General features: G+C 41.7%; 21 protein-coding genes and 1 pseudogene. 11 read left to right on the plus strand and 11 right to left on the minus strand.

From position 1 onward, the window contains the following. Window positions 1–137: 137 nt before the first annotated feature. From rluB to Q4600_RS18700, 5 genes are all read right to left on the minus strand, one after another. Window positions 138–1,010 carry a 23S rRNA pseudouridine(2605) synthase RluB gene (gene rluB, locus Q4600_RS18680; protein WP_102527140.1) on the minus strand — a complete coding sequence of 291 codons (873 nt, stop codon included), beginning with the start codon at window positions 1,008–1,010 and terminating at the stop codon, window positions 138–140. Continuing rightward, complete coding sequence (gene scpB, locus Q4600_RS18685; protein WP_102527184.1) at window positions 1,011–1,598, minus strand: SMC-Scp complex subunit ScpB; 588 nt, start codon at window positions 1,596–1,598, stop codon at window positions 1,011–1,013. A gap of 31 nt (window positions 1,599–1,629) precedes the next feature. After that, window positions 1,630–2,418 carry a ScpA family protein gene (locus Q4600_RS18690; RefSeq protein ID WP_102527141.1) on the minus strand — a complete coding sequence of 263 codons (789 nt, stop codon included), beginning with the start codon at window positions 2,416–2,418 and terminating at the stop codon, window positions 1,630–1,632. A 235-nt stretch (window positions 2,419–2,653) separates the two neighbouring features. Continuing rightward, on the minus strand, window positions 2,654–3,274 hold the full coding sequence (locus Q4600_RS18695; protein WP_102527142.1) for an L-threonylcarbamoyladenylate synthase: 621 nt from the start codon (window positions 3,272–3,274) through the stop codon (window positions 2,654–2,656). Next, window positions 3,271–4,131, minus strand: coding sequence for a PHP domain-containing protein (locus Q4600_RS18700; protein WP_102527143.1), 861 nt, complete (start codon window positions 4,129–4,131; stop codon window positions 3,271–3,273). Before Q4600_RS18700 ends, Q4600_RS18695 begins: the two co-directional genes overlap by 4 nt. 464 nt (window positions 4,132–4,595) lie before the next feature. Between Q4600_RS18700 and Q4600_RS18705 the strand changes: the two genes are divergently transcribed. From Q4600_RS18705 to trpA, 6 genes are all read left to right on the plus strand, one after another. After that, a complete protein-coding gene (locus tag Q4600_RS18705) occupies window positions 4,596–6,146 on the plus strand; it encodes an anthranilate synthase component 1 (RefSeq protein WP_248956017.1) in 1,551 nt (516 codons plus the stop codon). Between the two features lie 26 nt (window positions 6,147–6,172). After that, on the plus strand, window positions 6,173–6,775 hold the full coding sequence (locus Q4600_RS18710; protein WP_248956031.1) for an aminodeoxychorismate/anthranilate synthase component II: 603 nt from the start codon (window positions 6,173–6,175) through the stop codon (window positions 6,773–6,775). Then, window positions 6,769–7,815, plus strand: coding sequence for an anthranilate phosphoribosyltransferase (gene trpD, locus Q4600_RS18715; RefSeq protein ID WP_303517521.1), 1,047 nt, complete (start codon window positions 6,769–6,771; stop codon window positions 7,813–7,815). Before Q4600_RS18710 ends, trpD begins: the two co-directional genes overlap by 7 nt. After that, the gene (gene trpCF / locus Q4600_RS18720; protein ID WP_303517498.1) at window positions 7,815–9,257 is read left to right on the plus strand and encodes a bifunctional indole-3-glycerol-phosphate synthase TrpC/phosphoribosylanthranilate isomerase TrpF; all 1,443 of its coding nucleotides are present in this window, start codon (window positions 7,815–7,817) and stop codon (window positions 9,255–9,257) included. The genes trpD and trpCF overlap by 1 nt, the downstream gene beginning before the upstream one ends. 91 nt (window positions 9,258–9,348) lie before the next feature. After that, complete coding sequence (gene trpB, locus Q4600_RS18725; RefSeq protein WP_102527147.1) at window positions 9,349–10,554, plus strand: tryptophan synthase subunit beta; 1,206 nt, start codon at window positions 9,349–9,351, stop codon at window positions 10,552–10,554. Between the two features lie 9 nt (window positions 10,555–10,563). Beyond that, the gene (gene trpA, locus Q4600_RS18730; RefSeq protein WP_303517501.1) at window positions 10,564–11,376 is read left to right on the plus strand and encodes a tryptophan synthase subunit alpha; all 813 of its coding nucleotides are present in this window, start codon (window positions 10,564–10,566) and stop codon (window positions 11,374–11,376) included. A gap of 145 nt (window positions 11,377–11,521) precedes the next feature. Here the strand turns inward: trpA and Q4600_RS18735 are convergent, their stop codons facing one another. After that, window positions 11,522–12,736, minus strand: coding sequence for an OmpP1/FadL family transporter (locus Q4600_RS18735; protein WP_102527149.1), 1,215 nt, complete (start codon window positions 12,734–12,736; stop codon window positions 11,522–11,524). Window positions 12,737–12,972: 236 nt separating this feature from the next. Between Q4600_RS18735 and Q4600_RS18740 the strand changes: the two genes are divergently transcribed. The 4 genes from Q4600_RS18740 (at window position 12,973) to Q4600_RS18755 (ending at window position 15,829) form a co-directional block, all read left to right on the plus strand. Next, window positions 12,973–13,518, plus strand: coding sequence for a septation protein A (locus Q4600_RS18740; protein ID WP_102527150.1), 546 nt, complete (start codon window positions 12,973–12,975; stop codon window positions 13,516–13,518). A gap of 16 nt (window positions 13,519–13,534) precedes the next feature. Further along, entirely contained in the window at window positions 13,535–13,834 is a 300-nt protein-coding gene (locus Q4600_RS18745) for a YciI family protein (protein WP_229372562.1), read from the plus strand. Beyond that, complete coding sequence (xthA, locus tag Q4600_RS18750) at window positions 13,834–14,643, plus strand: exodeoxyribonuclease III (protein ID WP_102527152.1); 810 nt, start codon at window positions 13,834–13,836, stop codon at window positions 14,641–14,643. The genes Q4600_RS18745 and xthA overlap by 1 nt, the downstream gene beginning before the upstream one ends. Window positions 14,644–15,022: 379 nt before the next feature. Further along, on the plus strand, window positions 15,023–15,829 hold the full coding sequence (locus Q4600_RS18755) for an ABC transporter substrate-binding protein (RefSeq protein WP_303517505.1): 807 nt from the start codon (window positions 15,023–15,025) through the stop codon (window positions 15,827–15,829). Between the two features lie 160 nt (window positions 15,830–15,989). On the opposite strand, the gene Q4600_RS18760 is transcribed toward Q4600_RS18755, so the two are convergent. From Q4600_RS18760 to Q4600_RS18775, 4 genes are all read right to left on the minus strand, one after another. Then, window positions 15,990–16,913: an aspartyl protease family protein gene (locus tag Q4600_RS18760; protein WP_303517508.1), complete on the minus strand. Its 924-nt coding sequence runs from the start codon at window positions 16,911–16,913 to the stop codon at window positions 15,990–15,992. 231 nt (window positions 16,914–17,144) lie between these two features. Further along, the gene (locus Q4600_RS18765) at window positions 17,145–17,492 is read right to left on the minus strand and encodes a RidA family protein (RefSeq protein ID WP_303517510.1); all 348 of its coding nucleotides are present in this window, start codon (window positions 17,490–17,492) and stop codon (window positions 17,145–17,147) included. 123 nt (window positions 17,493–17,615) lie between these two features. Further along, window positions 17,616–18,284 carry a hypothetical protein gene (locus Q4600_RS18770; protein ID WP_303517513.1) on the minus strand — a complete coding sequence of 223 codons (669 nt, stop codon included), beginning with the start codon at window positions 18,282–18,284 and terminating at the stop codon, window positions 17,616–17,618. Between the two features lie 357 nt (window positions 18,285–18,641). Beyond that, window positions 18,642–19,619 (minus strand): transposase, encoded by a 978-nt coding sequence (locus Q4600_RS18775; RefSeq protein ID WP_303517516.1) that lies wholly within the window; start codon window positions 19,617–19,619, stop codon window positions 18,642–18,644. A 72-nt stretch (window positions 19,620–19,691) separates the two neighbouring features. Here Q4600_RS18775 and Q4600_RS18780 point away from each other — a divergent pair. Then, a pseudogene (locus tag Q4600_RS18780) lies at window positions 19,692–19,998 on the plus strand (IS91 family transposase); the annotation flags it as partial. 274 nt (window positions 19,999–20,272) lie between these two features. Here the strand turns inward: Q4600_RS18780 and Q4600_RS18785 are convergent. Further along, window positions 20,273–21,157 (minus strand): hypothetical protein, encoded by an 885-nt coding sequence (locus Q4600_RS18785; protein WP_303518499.1) that lies wholly within the window; start codon window positions 21,155–21,157, stop codon window positions 20,273–20,275. Window positions 21,158–21,775: the final 618 nt, after the last annotated feature.

Below are 21,775 nucleotides of genomic sequence, written 5' to 3' on the forward strand. Positions count from 1 at the left end.
TCAGTTTCAAGAAACTCACTGATAAATGTGTAATTCCCACTAAATGACGGGCAATAAAAAAGGTCGCACTAGGCGACCTTTATTTAACTGACGATTGTCATCACTGTATGACTAACACTGTATATAACAATGTGGACTTAGCTGCGTTGACGTGTCGTTTTAGGACGTGCAGCGGCAGTTTTATGCTTACGTACTGCGCGGCGAATTTTAGCGCCTTTAACTTGAGCACGTGCAACGCTGTGTTTATCTGTACCCAGTAATGTACGTGTTTCTGGCTCTAAACCAGCTAATTGACGCAAGTAGTTTACTTGCTCCATATCAAGCTCAGTCCAACCACCACGAGGCAATGCTTTAGGTAACTCAACCATGCCGTAACGAACACGGATAAGACGGCTGACTTGTACTTCTTGCGACTCCCATAAACGACGAACCTCACGGTTACGTCCTTCTTTAAGTGTCACATGCCACCACTTATTCAGGCCTTCGCCACCCGCAGGTTTAATGCTATCAAAGTTAGCAGGGCCATCTTCTAAGGTCACGCCTTTACGCAGACGTTGCACAGCTGCTTCTGATACATCACCAAATGTACGAACCGCATATTCACGGTCAACTTCATTTGACGGATGCATTAAACGGTTTGCAAGCTCACCGTCAGATGTAAATAGTAATAAACCTGAAGTATTAATATCCAAACGACCTACCGCTACCCAACGTGAATCACGAATTTTTGGTAAACGTTCGAATACGGTAGTTCTTCCTTCAGGATCTTTTCGACTACAAATTTCGCCCTCTGGCTTGTGGTAAGCCAATACACGACAAATGATGTCTTCTTCAGTTTTGATCACGATGGCACGGCCATCAATGCGGATTTTGGCATCTGCTTCAACGCGATCACCTAAACTGGCAATTTCTCCGTCTACACTAATACGGCCTGCAGCAATCCATGCCTCCATCTCACGACGGGAGCCATGGCCTGCACGGGCCAAGACTTTCTGCAATTTTTCGCTCATCTAGTTCGACTCTTCTGTTTGTTGTGGCACCATTGAAACTTTCTCAAATAGTGCCTGCAATGACTCTTCATCCGTCAGCGACGGTAAATCCGCTAACGCTTTCAAGCCAAAATAGGATAAAAACTCTGTGGTAGTTGCATAGAGTGCAGGTCGCCCTGGCACTTCTTTATGACCTACTGTTTTTACCCAATGTCTATCAGCTAAACTCTTTATTATGTGGCTGCTGACGGCCACACCTCTTACATGTTCAATATCACCGCGCGTTACTGGTTGCTGATATGCAATCACCGCTAGGGTTTCTAACGTCGCCCGTGAATATTTAGGGGATTTTTCTTGCCACAAAGGTTGTAAGAATTCACTTAACAGCTCTTGGGTTTGAAAGCGATAACCGCTGGCCACTTCAACCAGTTGTACCCCTCGCTCTTGATAATCTTGTTGCAACTCATCCAAGCAAGCTTTAATTCTTACCCGTGAGACATCAAACTTAACTAATACGGTATCTTTTATCATTTTGATACTGAGCGGTTTTCCCATTACAAATAGACTGGCTTCGATTAATTGCTTTAATTGAATGTCATTTATTTGCATGATGTCCTTTCTCGTATCTTGTAAAAGCGGATTAAAACGCTTTGACATAAATCGGTGCTAACGGCTCATTTTGAACCAAATCGACTAACAGCTCTTTGACTAACTCCATCAAGGCTAAAAAGCTTACTACCACACCGGCTTTGCCTTCACTCACATCAAATAAGTCAGTAAAAGGAATAAAATGTTCTGTCGATAGTTTGGCTAAGATCTGACTCATACGTTCGCGAGTTGATAACAATTCACGTTTTACATGATGATGTTCGTTTGCATCAATTCGTTTTAACACCTCAGAAAACGCCTGAGCGATATCAACTAATGATACTTCAGGTGGCATGATCACAGGCTTAATATTCGGCGCAGCTTTAGCCTGTGCTAAATAAACATCTCGCTCTAATCTTGGCAAAGCGTCTATATCGGCCGCTGCCTGCTTGATCACTTCATAGGCTTTTAACTGACGAATGAGTACGACGCGAGGATCTTCTTCCTCTTCGTCTGCGGTGACTATTTTTGGCAACAATAGCCGAGACTTAATTTCCGCGAGTGTCGCTGCCATCACTAAATAATCTGCAGCTAGCTCAATACGTGCTTCAGTTAAAATATCAATATAAACTAAATATTGAGTGGTAATTTTCTCAATCGGCAAGTCAACAACATCAAGTTTTTGCTTACGAATTAAATATAATAATAAATCCAACGGCCCTTCAAATGTCTCTAAAAACACTTCAAGCGCTTCAGGTGGAATAAACAAATCCGTCGGCATTGCATCAATGGCTTCGCCGCGAACAACCGCGAGGGGTAAACTTTTTTGTATACCCTGCATTTGTTCATTCCTTAAATTAATGACTGAATATCAGAAGGTTAAAACAAGCATTAACACCCATTGAATGCCAAAGCGCTTTACCCTTTCCTCTGGCTACTACGTCAAAATTATAGCTAGAAATTACCGAACGCGCGATTATACGCACTATTGCTTAGGGTTGAAACAACTATCCCACAAACTTGCAGGTCAAAAGTTATACAGCTTCAATAAATGCCCAGTAATTTGATCAGAAGCCTTATTCAAATGAGCTGATATCACCAGCGCCTTCACGCACAATAACCATGTCCCCATCAGACATATCAATCACTGTCGTTTGGTTTTCAGCAAGGTAACCACCGTGAATAATCGCATCAACACTGTGCTCTAGTATATCGCGGATATGCTCAGGATCAGATTCTGCAAACTCTTCGTCTGGCATCACCAAACTGGTGGACATAATCGGCGCTTCTAATGCTTCTAATAGTGCTAAAGCAATCAGGTTATCAGGTACACGAATACCAATGGTTTTCTTTTTATCGCACTGTAATCTGCGCGGCACTTCTTTACTGGCCTTAAAAATAAACGTGTAAGGCCCAGGTGTGCAGCTTTTAAGTAAACGATAAGCTTGGTTATCTACGCGGGCAAAGTTCGCAAGCTCAGATAAATCACGACACATTAAAGAGAAGTTATTGTCGTTATCGATTTTACGAATGCGTGCCATGCGCGTCATGGCATCTTTTTCGCCAATCATGCAGCCCAGTGCGTAACCTGAGTCAGTCGGGTAAACAATAACCCCACCTTGTTTTAATATGTTTACCGCCTGGCTTATTAATCTTGCCTGCGGATTTTCATCATGTATGTAGAAGAATTGGCTCATGTGCGCTCCGTCCAAGATTCTGATTGCCAAACCCACTGAATACCAGCAGGTTGGAATAAATTTTTACCTAACTCAATCCAATTACTCGGAAAGTGAAAATCACTGCCGATTGAACCCATCAGGTTGTTCATATGGCTTAAAGCGACTAAGTTAGCGCGATCATCAATGCTTTGTTGGCCTAACACGACTTCCATCGCATCGCCGCCTGCTTCTTTGTATTCACGCACTAAACGCTTAAGCCATTTCGCTGACAACTTGTAGCCACTAGGGTGTGCTAAAACAGAAATGCCGCCAGATTGATGAATAATCTCAATAGCATTGGCCATGTCAGCCCAGTTATTAGGAACATAACCGGTTTTACCGCGAGCTAAATAGCGCTTAAAAACACTGGGCATATCTTTCGCGTAGCCATTTTCAGCTAACCAGCGCGCGTAATGTCCGCGACTGATTGCTGCGCCATCAGCATAATGTTTTGCACCTTCGTAAGCGCCTTCAATTCCCGCTTTTTCAAGGCGTATACCAATTTCTTGGGCACGTTCTTCTCGAAGCTCACGCTGGCGAGTCAAAAAATTGAGCAAAATTGGGTCTTGTTTATCCATATTTAGCCCCACAATATGAATATCGAAATTGTTCCAGCGAGTAGATATTTCTACACCATCAATAAGTTTCAATGGGGTTGCGTGTTGGCGATTAAATTCATGTGCTTCAGCTAAACCGGCGACAGTGTCGTGATCGGTTATCGCTAACATTTCAACGCCCTTTGTAATCGCGCGTTCAACAAGTTCAGATGGAGTGAGTACGCCGTCAGATGCGGTCGTATGGCTATGTAGATCGGCCAAGAGAGTGTCTGTTATCATAACGTTATTGTACTTTAATCTTTGTTGAAATGCTTAACCAGTCTCGATTATTTGCTACATTTTCAGCAAATTGATGCAGCTTTTACCATCGTGGATAAAAAAATGCCAAATTTGAGAAATATTCAATTGACTTTAAAGGCCAGCTAAGGTCTTCTATAAGGCATACGTTAGCCAAACGCATTTTGCTAACCTTTTAGATATAAGACCTAAACTCAAGAGATTTAATTTAAATGACTAACTTTAACGCACGTAACATCAATTGGTGGTGGCACTTCCCAAATTAACGGGTGGTGTGAAGCGTTGTGGTTATTTAAATAACACAAGATTTTACTAGAAAGCCCGCAGAGATGTGGGCTTTCTTGCTATTTACGGCTTGCACTCTTCGAAACAACTAACGCAAACCGAATCAGAAATAGAGACCTTAGTATGAAAAATCAACATATTAGAGAGGCGCAATAAGCATTATGGAACATCAGTTCGCCCATGTAATCACGCAAAAACAATCATTAGCGTATCACGCTGATCCATTGAGCCTTTATCAGCATGTTACCGCTAATGCGCCGCATACTATGTTGCTTGAGTCAGCTGAAATTGACACCAAAGATCATTTAAAAAGCATCGTGCTCACCCATGCAGCCATGATGGTACGATGTGATGGGTATCAACTCACATTCGCAGCATTAACAGATAATGGCGCAAGCTTACTTTCTCCTATCAGTGAGTTCTTTAAATCGAGTCAGCAGCAACAGCAAGATAATGAATTAATTATTACCTTAGCTAAAGCCTGCGAGTTACAAGATGAAGATGCTCGTTTAAAGTCGACCTCGCCATTAGATGGTTTAAGAATGCTGATCCAGCACATTCAGACAGATCAGCAAGATGCGTTTGAAGATTTATTTTTAGGCGGCGTGTTAGCCTATGATTTAATCGATACTGTAGAGCCGCTACCAGCTGTGCCTAATGCTGATAACGACTGCCCTGACTATCTATTTTATCTCGCTGAAACCTTAATTTTGATTGACCACCAGCAGCAAGATGCTGAAATCATCACTCATCAATTCTCTCAAGACCCACTATTAGCAGATACGCTGGCAAAGCACGCAGCGAAAGTGAAACAACAATGCCAAACATTGGCCCCTGTTGCGGACCTTGTGCCGGTTGACGCTGAAACCCAAGTTAATATTAGTGATGCCACGTTTAAGCAAACCGTGGTTGATTTAAAAGAGCACATTGTCGCCGGTGATATATTCCAAGTCGTACCGTCAAGAAGCTTTAGCTTACCTTGCCCCAATACACTCGGGGCTTATAGAGCACTGCGTTTAACTAATCCAAGTCCTTACATGTTTTACTTTCGCGGCCCAGATTTCACCTTATTTGGCGCTTCACCAGAAAGTGCATTGAAATACGACGCTGCCAGCAATCAAGTTGAGGTTTATCCCATTGCAGGTACCCGCAAGCGTGGTAAGACCGCTGATGGCGACATTGATTTTGATTTAGACAGTCGTATCGAACTTGAACTGCGTCTAGATAAAAAAGAACTTTCAGAGCATTTAATGCTGGTTGATTTGGCCCGTAATGATATTGCCCGCATTAGCCAAAGTGGCAGTCGTAAAGTGGCTGAGTTACTAAAAGTTGACCGTTATTCTCACGTGATGCATTTAGTTAGTCGCGTGACAGGACAATTACGTGATGATTTAGATGCGCTCCATGCCTACCAAGCTTGTATGAATATGGGCACCTTAGTCGGCGCACCCAAAGTGCGAGCGTCACAATTAGTCAGACAAGCGGAACAAGCAAGGCGCGGCAGTTACGGCGGCGCAGTAGGTTACCTTAACGGTTTAGGTGATATGGATACCTGTATCGTTATCCGCTCTGCTTTCGTTAAAAATGATGTTGCCTTTATTCAAGCTGGCGCAGGTGTGGTATTTGATTCAGATCCGCAAGCCGAAGCGGATGAAACTCGCCAAAAAGCCCAAGCAGTGATATCTGCCATCAAAATGGGAGGTGGATTGTAATGACGACTTCTCAGAGCACCAATAACATGAAACTGTATTTACTAGATAACTTTGACTCATTCACCTATAACCTTGTGGATCAATTCCGCAGTTTAGGCTTTGAAGTACTCATTTACCGTAATGATGTGAGCGCAGAATATTTAGCTGAAAAACTTATCGAAGAATCAGGCCAAGCCGCATTAGTCCTATCACCAGGCCCAGGAGCCCCCCACGAAGCGGGTTGCATGATGGAATTAATAAGCAAAGTGGCAGGCAAAGTACCTATGCTAGGTATTTGTTTAGGTCATCAAGCTATGGTTGAGTATTACGGCGGTAAAGTCGAACGCGCTCCTTTTGTGGTGCACGGTAAAGCCAGCCCCACGATTCATAATGGCGAAGGCGTATTTGCTAACTTACCTTCTCCGCTTCCTGTAGCCCGTTACCACAGCCTAGTGGCTACTCGTGTACCTGAGTGTTTAGAGGTTATTGCTACCACTGAAGATATGCCAATGGCGGTAATTCACCCGCAAGATAAAGCGGTAGGATTTCAGTTTCATCCAGAGTCAATTTTGACCACGCTTGGCAGCACGCTATTAACCCAAACACTGACGTACCTAACTCAATCTGAATCAAATAAAGGCGCATTATAATGTCTCAATTACAACCTCTATTAGACTCTCTTTATCAAGGTAATGCGCTCACCCGAACTCAAAGCGCCACATTATTTAGCGCGATTGTTGCAGGCGAAATGGATCCTGTGGCGATGGCAGGTATGTTAGTTGCACTAAAAATGCGCGGTGAAACCATTGAAGAAATCACAGGTGCTGCTGATGCACTTCGTCAAGCAGCTAAACCTTTTCCGCGCAGCGCTCAATCATTAGCAACAGGCGTTGTAGATATTGTCGGTACAGGCGGCGATGGTCACAACACCATTAATATCTCAACCACTGCATCATTTGTTGCCGCTGCAGCAGGCGCAAAAGTGGCTAAACATGGCAACCGCGGCGTATCAAGTAAATCTGGCGCCTCAGATGTGTTATCTCATTGTGGTATCGCTCTTGATATGAGCCCAGAAGCTGCTAGCCAGTGCATTGAAGACTTTGGATTATGCTTTTTATTCGCGCCGCATTATCATGCCGGCGTTCGCCACGCAGTACCTGTAAGACAAGCACTTAAAACCCGCACCATTTTTAATATCTTAGGCCCGCTGATTAACCCAGCAAAACCTGAAGCTATGCTACTAGGTGTGTATTCGCCAAAGCTGATTGCGCCTATCGTTAATGTGTTAAACGCATTAGGTGTAAAACGTGCCATGGTGGTTTACGGCAGCGGACTTGATGAGGTCGCCCTACACGGTGAAACTCAAGTGGCTGAGCTTAACGACGGCAACATTCGTTTTTATAAGTTAACCCCGCAAGAGTTAGGGGTAGAGCCTGCTGATATTTCAGCCCTTGAAGGCGGCGAACCCAGTGATAACGCCCTTATCACCCAAGCTATTTTAAAAGGTGAAGGCAAACCTGCCCATCGCGATGCGGTTGCCATTAACGCAGGTTGCGCCCTTTATGTCAGCGGTGTGTGTGACACAGTTCAGCAAGGCACCAAACTTGCGCTTGAAACCATCAACAGTGGTAAAGCTTTTGACGTGTTGACTAAATTGGCTGATGCAAGCCAACAAGAGGATGCAAAATAATGGCAACTGTCACCAATAATACAGCTAAAGAATCTAACGTATTAACAAAGATTGTTGATACCAAAGTGGCCCATATTGCCTCACTTAAATTGCGTTACCCAGAAGCGAGCTTGCAACCTAAAATATCTGACCGCAGTTTATTTGATGCCCTCAAAGCCCCCAATGCCAGTTACATTTTTGAATGTAAAAAAGCCAGTCCATCAAAAGGATTAATCCGCCCAGTATTTGATGTTGAAGCGATTGCTGATATCTACGGTAAATACGCATCGGGCATATCGGTATTAACCGACGAGCAATTCTTTCAGGGTGATATTGATTACATTCCATTAGTGCGTGCACGTGTTAGTCAGCCAATCTTATGTAAAGACTTCTTTGTTGACCCGTACCAAATCAAACTGGCCGCTCACCAAGGCGCAGATGCCGTATTGTTAATGCTTTCAGTACTCGATGATGACCAATATAAATTGTTGGCTACCGAAGCCGCTAAATACAATTTAGATGCGCTAACCGAAGTCAGTAACCAAGAAGAACTTGAACGCGCGATTGATCTTAATGCGCGCATTGTGGGTATTAACAACCGCAACTTACGTGACTTAAGTACCGATTTAGCCACCACAGAAGCGTTAGCGCCGCAAATACCCACTGACCGAGTGATTATCAGTGAGTCTGGCATTTATAATAACCAACAGGTTAAGCGTTTAAATCCTCTGGTTGATGGTTACCTCGTTGGAAGCTCAATCATGGCGCAAGACGATATCGACTTGGCTTGTCGTCAGTTAATTTTTGGCAATAACAAAGTGTGTGGCTTAACCCGCATTGAAGATATTAACGCTGTCGCTGAAGCAGGTGCTGTATTTGGTGGATTAATCTTCCACCCAAAATCACCACGTAACGTGAGTGTTGAGCAAGCGGCTGAATTGGTTAAAAAAAGCAAACAAAACAACCTTGCTTTGAACTTTGTCGGCGTATTCGTCAACAAGTCCAATGCTGACATTGTTGCAACCGTAAAAGCGGTCGGTTTGTCTGTAGTGCAATTGCACGGCAGCGAAACCAGTGAAGATATTAGCGAGTTAACACAATTACTGACTGACGCTAACCTTGATTGCCAAATTTGGAAAGCGGTCAGCGTTGATAGCGGCACAAACTGTGTCGGTGATAAACCACAGGGCTGCGATCGTTACTTATTTGACAGTAAAAATAGCACCGGATTTGGCGGCACAGGTGAGAGCTTTAACTGGCAAGCGTTACTCGATGCTTCTGCATTAACAGCTGCAGAACGAGAAAACAGCATGCTTGCAGGTGGGCTAACACCTGAAAACGCATTTGATGCCAACCAACAAGGTTTTTATGGCTTAGATCTTAACTCAGGAGTTGAGTCACAGCCCGGCATAAAAGATGCGCAAAAGGTTGCTCAAGCTTTTACTGCAATCAGAAAGAATTAGTACATTACCCATTATTAAAACCAGACTTTTATACAGAATAAAGAAATAGCCAACATGGGTATTTCAGACAATATTGATAAGGAAAGATCCAATGACAAAGCTTAAGCTTGACCCTTATTTCGGCGAATATGGCGGCATGTATGTTCCGCAAATCCTTGTGCCAGCACTAAAGCAATTAGAAACTGCGTTTGTTGAAGCCCAAGAAGATGAAGCCTTTCAAAAAGAATTTACCGATTTACTAAAGAACTATGCAGGTCGCCCTACCGCATTAACCTTAACCCGTAACTTAAGCCCTAACCCTATGGTTAAAATCTATCTTAAACGTGAAGATTTACTCCATGGCGGCGCGCACAAAACTAACCAAGTGTTAGGTCAGGCGCTATTAGCAAAACGTATGGGCAAAAAAGAAATCATTGCTGAAACAGGCGCAGGTCAACACGGCGTAGCAACGGCATTAGCTTGTGCATTATTAGACCTTAAATGTAAGGTTTACATGGGCGCAAAAGATGTTGAACGTCAATCACCAAACGTATTCAGAATGAAACTAATGGGCGCAGAGGTTATCCCTGTGACATCGGGTTCAGCAACCCTTAAAGATGCTTGTAACGAAGCCATGCGTGACTGGTCTGCAAGTTATGACAAAGCGCATTACTTACTTGGCACTGCAGCAGGGCCACATCCATTCCCAACGATTGTACGTGAATTCCAGCGCATGATTGGTGAAGAAACCAAAAAGCAAATTCTTGAAAAAGAAGGTCGTTTACCTGATGCAGTTATCGCCTGTGTTGGTGGAGGCTCAAATGCTATTGGCATGTTCGCTGACTTTATCGATGAAAAAGACGTTGAATTAATTGGCGTTGAACCTGCAGGTAAAGGCATTGATACCCCAATGCACGGCGCACCACTTAAACATGGTAAAACTGGTATTTTCTTTGGTATGAAAGCGCCACTAATGCAAGACAGTGACGGTCAAATTGAAGAGTCATATTCAGTATCTGCGGGCCTAGATTTTCCATCTGTTGGGCCACAACATGCACACTTAAATGCCACAGGCCGCGCACGTTACGAGTCTGCAACCGATGATGAAGCTTTGGAGTGTTTCCAGCTGCTTGCGCGCACTGAAGGGATTATCCCAGCGCTAGAGTCAGCCCACGCTATTGCCTACGCGGTTCGATTAGCAAAAGAAGCAACTAAAGAAACCATTTTAGTGGTCAACTTATCAGGTCGTGGCGATAAAGATATCTTCACCGTATCTGACATTTTAGAACAAAAAGCTTCTGCTGAAGCTGCGAAATAAGGACTTATCATGACTAATCGTTATCAAGCAGCTTTTGACCAATTGGCTCAAAAACAGCAAGGCGCATTTGTGCCGTTCGTGACCCTTGGCGACCCAACGGTTGGGATCTCGTTAAAAATCATTAAAACCTTAGTGGACAATGGCGCTGATGCCCTGGAACTTGGCTTTCCATTTTCAGACCCGCTTGCTGATGGCCCTGTTATCCAAGGCGCGAATCTACGTGCATTAGATTCAGGCACCACTGTGGCTGATTGTTTCTCGCTACTAACTAAAGTACGTGAGTTATATCCTGATACACCCATTGGCTTATTGCTATACGCTAACTTGGTTTTCGCTAATGGTATTGATGAGTTCTATGCAAAAGCCAAACAAGCTGGCGTTGATTCAGTACTGATTGCTGATGTGCCAGTTGAAGAGTCGGCTCCATTTAGTGAAGCCGCCCATAAACATGGGGTTGCGCCGATTTTTATTGCGCCGCCAAATGCTGATACTGACACCATCAAAATGGTCAGTGAACATGGCCAAGGTTATACCTATTTGCTATCTCGTGCGGGTGTAACTGGCACAGAATCAAAAGCGGGTGCGCCAATTGGTGAAGTGCTCGCCAAACTGGCTGAGTTTGATGCCCCGCCGCCGTTATTAGGTTTCGGTATTGCTGAGCCTAAGCAAGTAAGCGAAGCCATTAACGCAGGTGCTGCAGGTGCTATTTCTGGTTCTGCTGTGGTGAAAATTATCGAGCGAAACAAAGACGACGAAAAAGCTTTGTTAAGTGAATTAGGCGAGTTTACCCTTAATATGAAAGCTGCGACTCAAAAAGCATAATACGCATTTAAATCATCTTATTAGGCTTAATAGTAACAATGCCGCTCATTTAAAATGAGCGGCATTTTTGTTAAGTACTAATTTAAATCTAATCCAGATGAATGTTTATATGGATAAAATTTATATCATTGCAGTGGCTGACGTATTAAAACGTTACAGCAACACCAACAAAGTGAATGCTTGAATCAAAGTAGCCATTCAATAGATTACCTGTTGGGTCAACACCCGGTATAAGCCCATCTTGACGAATTTCAACATTTCCTAAATCAGCATACTCATAAAAAACATCTAACTTACTATCGCCAATATGAGTACTCACACCAACAGAGTAGCGCTTTTGCACACCCACGGGGATATCAGGGGTTTGTAAATATGGATCATCTTGCGGTGATGTTTCATAAGAGAAACCGAGTTTTAGATTCCAATCTTTATTAATCGCATAATCTAAACCTACGCCATAATGCCAAACATCATCCCAATCTCGGTCTTGTGATAGATCAAAGCTGTGGTCTTGTCCCAACAATGAACCATTAAATGTAATTGGGCTGCTATCCCAATCACTCCATTGATGCCACTGAATGGTGGTCAATAACGCTAACTGCGGTGTGACTTGATAGCTAGCACTCAAATCAACCAGGGCAACTAAGCTACTGTCCATTGAAAAATCTGTCAGCTGCAGGTTATCTAGGCGGATATCTGAATTGAGGTTACCTTGAAAATCATGCTCAAGTTTTGAGCGATAACTAAGGCCTACCATTAACTGTTCGCTAGGTTGATAAACAACGCCAGCGTTATAGCCCATGGTCCAGTCAGAGGCGCTTTCAATTTCAGTATTAGCCATCCTACCGTCAAGCACAGCGTAGTTTATTTGCAATCCCGCACCTACCGACCATTGGTCATTAATGCGATAACTTAAGGCTGGATTGACTTGCAGAGTCAGAAGGTTAATGTCTTCTAATTGTAACTGCCCAGCCCAGTTAGCACTGTAATCTAAGCCAGAACCACCTGCTGTACCAAGGCCTACGCCAAAATGCAGATCATCCGTTAATTGAACAACATGAAAGGCTGCTACCGAACCAAGATAGTTATTGCTACCACCACCAGAAACGCCATCAACATCATAAAAATCGACTCCCAAATCAAACGCTAGGCCATTTACAGTGGTTTTATTCTCCCCCATAAACGACATAATGGCGGGATTGACCCACATCGCAGCAGCTGATTCAGTATAAACACCATCACCCGCACCAGCAGTACCTTGGTTTGCGTAAACAGCTTCTTGTAAAAATAAACCGCTCGCATTTACAGGTAATGAAAATAAAAGGGCTAGTGGAGCCAGCTTTATAATGTTTTGAGTCATGTATATTGCTCTACAATAGAATTTACAAGAATAATACCATTACCTAATATTCCATATAGAATATCGCTTATTCTATTTGTCGCATTGCACTGTTGGTATATGAGCCGCCATTAAGCATAGTTCATCTTATCTCAAGCTGATCACCTTCATATCACTGACCGTTGCTGGTACAATTTGGCGCAATCATTCCTATTAGCAAATGGACTGCTAAACTCACCTTTAGGCTATAGCTTCTAATGAAACAACTGCTTGATTTTCTCCCTTTGGTAATCTTTTTTGCCATCTACAAATTTTATGATATCTACACTGCCACTGGCGCACTTATTGCGGCCACAGCATTGCAGTTAATTGTCACTTACATCTTATATAAGCAAGTCGAAAAGATGCATTTGATCACTTTTGCTATGGTGTCATTTTTCGGTACGTTAACTTTGGTCTTCCACGATGATGCATTCATCAAATGGAAAGTCACTATTGTTTACGCCTTCTTTGCTATCGCATTACTAGTAAGTCAGTTAATCAACAAACCTATTCTTAAAAGCATGTTGGGCAAAGAAATGAAATGCCCTGACAAGATATGGGCTCATGTCACTTGGTACTGGGTCACTTTCTTTGTTGCATGTGGTATTGCTAACATTTATGTTGCCTTTAGCTTGCCATTAGAAACCTGGGTGAACTTTAAAGTGTTTGGCTTAACAGCTCTTACCTTAGTCAATACTGTTATTACCGTTATGTACCTGTATAAACATATGGAACATGATGAATCGGAACAAATAAAATAATTCAAGGAACCTATCTATGTGGTACATGATTTCGTCACAAGATGTTGAAAACAGCTTAGAAAAGCGCATGAGTGCCCGTCCTGCACATATTGCTCGACTTGAAGCACTTGCCGCTGAAGGTCGTTTATTAGTCGCTGGCCCACATCCTGCGATTGATAGTGAAAACCCTGCTGAAGCGGGTTTTACTGGCTCTTTAGTGGTCGCTGAATTTGATTCATTAGCTGCAGCGCAAGCATGGGCTGATGTTGACCCGTACATTGAAGCTGGCGTATATGCTCACGTAATTGTTAAGCCATTCAAGCGAGTACTTGTCTAATGAAAATTGTCTCATTTAACATCAATGGTATTCGCGCTCGCTTGCATCAATTACAAGCGTTAATCGATAGCCATCAACCTGACGTCATCGGCCTACAAGAAACCAAGGTTCACGACGAAGCATTTCCAGTAGCAGACGTTGAAGCTATGGGTTACCACGTGCATTATCATGGTGGTAAAGCTCACTACGGTGTGGCTATGCTGTCAAAAGCTGAGCCTATTGAAATCATCAAAGGTTTTAAAGATGATGCAGAAGATGCGCAGCGCCGGATGATCATGGGTAAGTTCAAGCAAGATAATGGCCGTGTCATTACCGTCATGAATGGTTATTTCCCACAAGGTGAAAATATCACTCATGAAACTAAGTACCCTGCCAAGCGTAAGTTTTATCAAGACTTAATGCAGCACCTTGCTGACAACCACACACCGGATGAAGACATTGCCATTATTGGTGACATAAATATCTCGCCTGTTGATTTAGATATTGGCATTGGTGAAGTCAACGCCAAACGCTGGCTTAAAACCGGTAAATGTAGCTTCCAACCTGAAGAACGCGAATGGTTGCAGCGTTTGAAAGACTGGGGCTTGGTCGATAGCTTCCGTGAACTGCACCCAGAGCGCACTGAACGTTACTCGTGGTTTGATTACCGCAGTAAAGGCTTTGTCGATAACCGTGGCCTGCGTATTGATGTGGTTATGGTCACTAAGTCATTATTACCACGTCTGACTGAATCAGATGTAGATTACGATTTACGTGGTATAGAAAAGCCATCTGATCATGCGCCAATTTGGAGCACTTTTTCTGACTAATTGGTCCTGATTAGCTTAATTTGCTGGCAACTCTATTAGTGCCACAAAATGAATACTTAAAAGCTTAACGTGAATGCGTTAAGCTTTTTTATTGGCTTCGATAAAGTTAATAGCCCTAATCAGTCATTAAAGTTAAAGACTCATATTTCAAAAACTTAAATTAAGCATCTCTCAAAATCACTACTGCGTTTTATATTTTCTAGAACAATCAAAAAACGGTTCGCTCCCAATAAAGAGGTATAGAAGCTAGGTTATCCGTAGGCTAAACTAAAATATCAGTTACTCTGCCTTACTTTGTATTCAATATTTCTATTGCCTTGTGTGAAAGAGTAATCCAATTAGCTGGACGCTGAGTGACAACTTTAAAAGGATTTCTAGGTTGAAGCATATTAAATATTACAAGTATTCAAAAAGTAAATTGATGCCATTCAGCTTCTCTATCTGCTTGATTTTTCTACTCATCGAAAAGCCAGTTTTAGCTTCCCACGATAAAATAGTCAATTTTACCACCAGCAGCAGTATTAAACCTTTCTTCTTTGTTGACGAGCAGCGTGGGCTGCAATACGAATTATTACAAGCTGCGTTAGCAACAAGCCATGTAAAATTAGGCCAAGTCACTTTTGCCTCTAACCTGCGCGCTTTACGATTGGTTAAAACCAAAAAAATTGATTGTATTATCAACTCCCCCGCTAATAGCGAAGGGCTATTTTTAACCCAGAGCTTAATTGATTATCAAAATAGCGTTTTTTATCTGAGCAAAAACCAATTAGCCATCGATTCGGTACAAGATCTTAAAAACGTCTCCTTGGTTGGTTTTCAAAATGCGAGTCATTATCTAGGCCAAGAATTTTTAGAAATTGCAAAAACACATAGCAATTATATTGAAGTTGCGAATCAAAAAAACCAAGTGTTGATGCTGTTTCGTGAACGTATTCAAGCTATTATTCTTGAAGAACGAATTTTTGATTATTATCGCAGCCAAATTGACAGCCAAATTAAATCACCTGTTGAAGTCACCAAGGTCAAATTATTCGGCCAAGCCCCGCGCTATATTGCTTGTCACGATCCAGAAACGGCTATTCTGGTTAATGAAGCTATTTCGCAATTAAAACAAACCAACTTATATCAAGATATATTGCTTAAGGCTGAGCGCAGCTATAGCGGTGTTTCTGAGTTAACAAAGTAACTAGCCCATGTAGGGCGAATCGCAACAACACTGGTTGTAGCAATGGTTACAGTACGGGTTGCAGTACATAGCTACATAGACGCATAGCACTTGGCCACATGACACTTGGCTAAATGATACTCCCTCAGCCCAAATACCGATGTTTTGTAACAAGCCCCGCCTATTGAAAAGTCACCGTATTAGATTCAAAACCTATTTTAATATTTAATGATTTTAATTGATTGAGCCCGATAATCCCGATGACCTGGTGATTAAAGCTATCGTTAACAATGACCGAATCGAGGTCGGTAACAATAAAGCGGTTTTCAAATAATGAAGCCTTACCATTAGAGACCGCGATAGAGTCACTCATGCTAATGGGGATCTGTTTGCCATTAATATCTTGGCCATAGGCATTAGGAATAAGTTCAGAAGAAATAGATAAGTCGACAGCATTCTTACGGTTAATTATCGAATATTGTGAGCCTGTATCTAAAATGAGTCCCACTTCCTGCTCGTTAATATTAACCACAACGTAAGGTATGCCAAAACCTGATGAAAATAAGCTGAGGTTATTCTTGGTTTCATCAAGGGTATATTGGGCCAATAATTGAGTTTGTAGCTCAGAAAATTGCAGCCCTTTAGCGATTAATTGCAGCAGGTCAAAACCCAACAAGCCTAAATACTTTCGATTAATACCCGACAAATTATGAGTATTTAAATTAACGCGAGAGAGTTCATATCCTGATACGGTAAAGCCTGATAGCTGTATTTTCTCACTGACCATCATCGCTTGCTCAGACCCAAAGCCATAGCCTTTTTCAACATCCAAAGAAGTATAATCATCAATACTGGATAAATACCTGCGGTCTAAAACAGAGCTTGAAGAGCCTGTATCTATAATCATCCGACCTGACAAAGCCTGAATCATCACATCCAAATGGAGTTGACCATCTTCAGACTCAACAAGTGGTAAGTTTTGTTGTATTTGAGTCGCCCAAACTGTGGCTGTATAGAAAAACAAACTAAGTAATATAGCGCTTATTTTTATTACAAAAGGAATTTTTACTACAGAAGAAGTATTTGTAATTGAAGAATAGCCCATAGCTTAAAAGTCCTTTTCAGTATCATAAATCTAGCATGAATCTATCATTGCCTAAGATGTCGCTCAGGTGGGCTTTGACGATAACACTTATGGGCTACTTATTCTAAACATCGAAGGAATGATGTCTTATCCTGGTGATTTCGGAACGTAAACAACACCAATCAATAATCTACACGGTAAAAGAATTTCAATCCCTGAATGCGTTAATTTATATGCCTTGCTAGCTGTACTTTAGCGGACTGCGGTAACGGTAATTTCAATTAACACATCACCTTCAAGATCTACACCCAAGCAGGCTCTTTGCGGCCAACTTTGAGGATTATCACCAAACCAATCACACCATACAGAGTCCATTGCCTGCTTAGAGTTCATATCTGAAATAAAGACTTGAGCAGATACTATTCGAGTTGCATCGCTACCAAGCTCAACAAGATTATCTTGAATTGTATCTAACGTTAATTGGGTTTGCCCTTTAATATCTAAAGAGGTATCTGACGACGTAGCTACCGTCCATACTAGTTCTTTGTATCCAGACGACTTATTACGTCCTTTATAAATACCGCGCTTTCGTTCAATCACTTGATTATCCTATACTGATAACGCCAAGTTAAGTGGTGAGCGGTGCGTGCTAAAATGGAGCGAAGCGAAATCAGCACGCGTTAGCGAATCCATCTTAAACTTTATGTTATATTTTGGGGTGAGTTACGCTAACTTATTAACAATAAATGACTCTTCTTTAATCACACTTATAAATACATCAAGGCATTCTTTTGTTGCTTGACCTGCGTTACCAACAGCTTTAACCTGTTCATAGTATCTCGCTTCACTTTCTTTACCTTGATTTTTCCAATGATAGGGAGGTAGATACATATTACCCTTCGGATTTTCTTGAGCACCAAGATGCCCCATGCATGTTTCGTTGAATGAAACAATTGATGTCAATAGCTCATTCTTTACTTTTTCTACCTTAGAGTTGTAGAGCTTATAAGGCTCGCTTAAAAACTTCTCTAACGAATCTAAACCATGACAAAAGTCTCGAGGTAACCCTGCATAACCAGCCTGTTCAAACCAAACCTGAGAATCTTCGTATGGTAGCGGCTCTAATATTTGTGTGATTATGTCAAGGTCATGAGACTTTTTTGCACGATTTTCCTCTGCAAGTTCTTTATCCGCTTCTGACTCAGTTTGATTCACATTTACAGTCATATCTCCGTTTGATTGATACGCGTTCCCATGATTGACATTTTGCGTCTGCTCTCTAGTATTTTTGACTGAGGAACGTTTGTACGCAAAGCCCCCTCCCAAAAATAAACCCACAACACCGACGATTAGGCCTATGTATGTGGCTAAATCTGCTCCTGAAATTTCCAACACTCGCTCCGATTTAATTTTATTTATCAATAACTGCATTTTAAAGATTAGGTATACGTAACGGAAGGAAAATATAACAGCTTATTAGCGAGAATTTCGATAACCCCCCCTAGGCGACTTACCAAAACCCAATCAAAGATACATAGCCAGCCATTACTAATCAATAACATAGCAAGGTTACATCGACCTTATCAATAGCTAGTCATGTTCATACCTTTGTTTGCAGCATATGAAACAGATACACGGTACAAAATCAGCCAAAAATGAAAAAATAAGCCAGTAATGCTGATTTTTGCGCAAGGATTGTTAACTCAGCTAATGAGGCTGAGTTAACGAGGTTATTTGAGGTTTGTAACCTTAGTTGGCAGGAATAAACTGACAACTATTTGAAAAATGCCGCCTTCGTTTGTTCAGATGTTCACAGTAGTTGCTAAACTTTTGTAGCGTCCCCACAGGGCCATGAAAGAGTTGCCCAAACTCAGTGACAATTTTAAACCAATTGGCTAAAGGAATATTTAATTGCTCTAGTATCTCGCAAGCCTTTGAATCAATGGCGCCACGCTTGTCATCTCGAATTACTCTACCAGTTTCATCTACCAGTGTTAGGTAATCTTGCAATGAAAAAGCAATGCCTTTGGGTTGGTTTACACGTTCATTGCCAATAAAAGGTAAAAGACTTTTAGGTTGCTCACCTGATAACGCCTCTTGCACCCTGAGCTTGATACTGGTGAAATCCGATTGCTCGGGTGTATTGGCCATTCTCGCACGAATAGGATTAAGCTCGACATAAGCCATACAGGCTAATACGGCTGCGTCATCCAGTAACGCTTGAGACTTAAAGCGCCCTTCCCAGAAATGCCCTGTGCAGTTGTCTTCTTGATTGGCTTGTCTGGCGATAGGTTCATTGAGACACCGCATAAACCAACTTATATCGCAAAGGCGTGAGCGATAAGTTGCAATCAGGTGTTTAAGCTGAGCTACACCGTACTCTTCAATCACTTCACCTTTGGCAAACTTCTGGGTTAATCCTGTGCCATTAAACAGTTTATGCCATTGCAGTACCACATCTCTATCTGACCAGGTGTTAACTTGTTCAACGTCAATATGAAGGACAACATGAAGGTGATTACTCATCACAGCATACGCCGCAACATCGATTGCGAATACCTCGGTGAGTTTCAAGAGTTGTGCCTCTACCCAACCCCTTCTGTGGTCATAATTATTACCGGTATAGTTATCATCACCACACAAGAAAGCCCGCCGCACAACACGGCTACAACAGTGATAATAGGGAGTATCTTCGAGACTAATGAGGGTTCTTCTTGGCCTTGGCATACAACCTCCTTGTTAAATGCGCAAATTAAGCTTAGTCGGAGGTCATCAATTATGGTTTTGATCAATTATGCCATTTAACAATGGCTGTCTATTTTGTTTTGTTGTGCTGCCGAAAGGCTTACGGCGAGTCAGAGATTTTGGATTACTCAGAGGAGGTTCAGCCAGGCTGCGGCAACGAATACGCTTGATGCTAGCCGTTGCTGGCACCGTGTTTTCGCCGCTCGAAAACACCACTAAAACTAAAGCTGTCCGACCTTGCCCCTGTTGCCAACAACCGATGATATTTATGGGTTGCTGGCAACGAAGGGATGAAAAAGCGCATGCGCGACTGACAAGCTTTCTTAGGAAAAACACAACGACACCTAACGCCACTGTTTAAGCGGAAGGATAAAAAAATAACACTTAAGATGCGGAACAATAAAAGTATCAGGAGGTGCTAAGGCATTGATATTTTTGGGCAACGAAATTAGCTGGCGATGCTAAGGGATCGATGCGGCTAGTAAAAAATGTAACTGCTCAGCACACGTCGAAAAAGCGTAAGATCTTACGCCGATATTTACACTATAAAGGTATCACTCGGGCTTGTTCAACACTTGGGATAAGGCCGCGGCTACGCGCGGCCTATCCTTATCTGTTATATTTTAATTCGAAAATCAAAGTGCCTTCCAAATAAATGAAGTAACATCTTGAGGCACAAAAGTGCTTTCATCATGCTCCAAATATTCAAATCCACTGTATATCTGAAATTCATCCATTTCATGCTCGAATATAATACAAAAAGGCTCACAGTAAGTAGCATTTGCTCTTATAGTATCATTGATGAATACATCATCAGAGTAATCTATATGATCACTTTTAAATGGATGGGGTGTTCTGAAATACTTAATTTCATATGAATGAAATAATTCATAATTGCTAACGACAGGTACTGATATGTGCTTTTTGCTAACGATAAAGCTTAAATAGTGAGAAAGCTGATATAGCTTTAACAAATAATGTGATAGCTGATTTTCTATATTTTTAAAATCATCCTCATTCAAAAAGTTGCTCCCTGAGTGAGGTATCTGATAAGACGTTATTTCTCGAAGATCGCGTAAAGTCTTTGCAAAAGATTCAAATTCGCCTTTGTCAAAGACTTTTCTTTTCCCTTGGCAGTAGTTGCTCATGAACATATTAATAGATTGACTATGTCCTAATCTAGGTGAAAACTTTTCCATTGGTGTTATGTAGAGAACTGATTTAACTGCGTGTAAAAAAGCATAATATTTTGAAAAAAATACGGATGCTATACAATACTGTTTTTCAGTAACCTTGGATTCTGTATACATAAGGGAAGAATGAAAAATTTGACGGAGGGATCTAAAACTCCTAAAGTGCCAATCTATAGAGTTTTCATCTTTAGAGAAATCAACTTTATTATTAAAATACTCAACATTAGCTGAATGGAATTTATTAATACTCTTTGGAGTTTTTAATGTCTCATCCAACAAATTGAAATTCGCGTGATATTCAAAAAACTGATTTAATCGATCATTCATATAGAGATATGCACCTAAAATATAACGCCGCAATAAGCGGACTAAAGCAGTGGGTTATAATGTGTAGCGAAGCGAAACGTAACCCACTGTTTTAGTTCCGATTAATTGCCTTGTTATAAGCACGCTACTACACAGTCACCATATATGATTTTAATAATGAGTCCATCATCATCGCTAAACTCAGCAATATTTAAGCCGTTGAGTTCAGAAAACTTTGCATCATATATATATACAGGATCATTTACAAAATTGAAGTCTACGTTATCAAATCTGATGCTCCAACTCACCCTTTGAAAATCTTCAATATTAAGAATAAAGATATCCGTTTCGAAATCAAATTCGTATCTTTTAACTTGGCTATCAGGCCAACATATTTTGGACAAATGACTATTCAAGTTACTCATAATCCTATGTGCTTATAACGATCATAGTTCATGAGCCGTAGGTCTCATGTAACGGGTTGTTCTTTACTTCGGAGAGAAGAGGTTGTCGCTACTCAATCCGTGAGTTCATATTCCATGCCCTTGGGGCTTAATTGAAGCCCCCTGCGGCGTGAGGGAAGCATCGCTTCTTTACTTGAAGTCAATTGCAGGTCTCTTTAAAAGCTACGCTTTACGA

Origin of the sequence: Shewanella sp. 2_MG-2023, assembly GCF_030548905.1 — a bacterium.
Taxonomy (GTDB): domain Bacteria; phylum Pseudomonadota; class Gammaproteobacteria; order Enterobacterales; family Shewanellaceae; genus Shewanella; species Shewanella electrodiphila.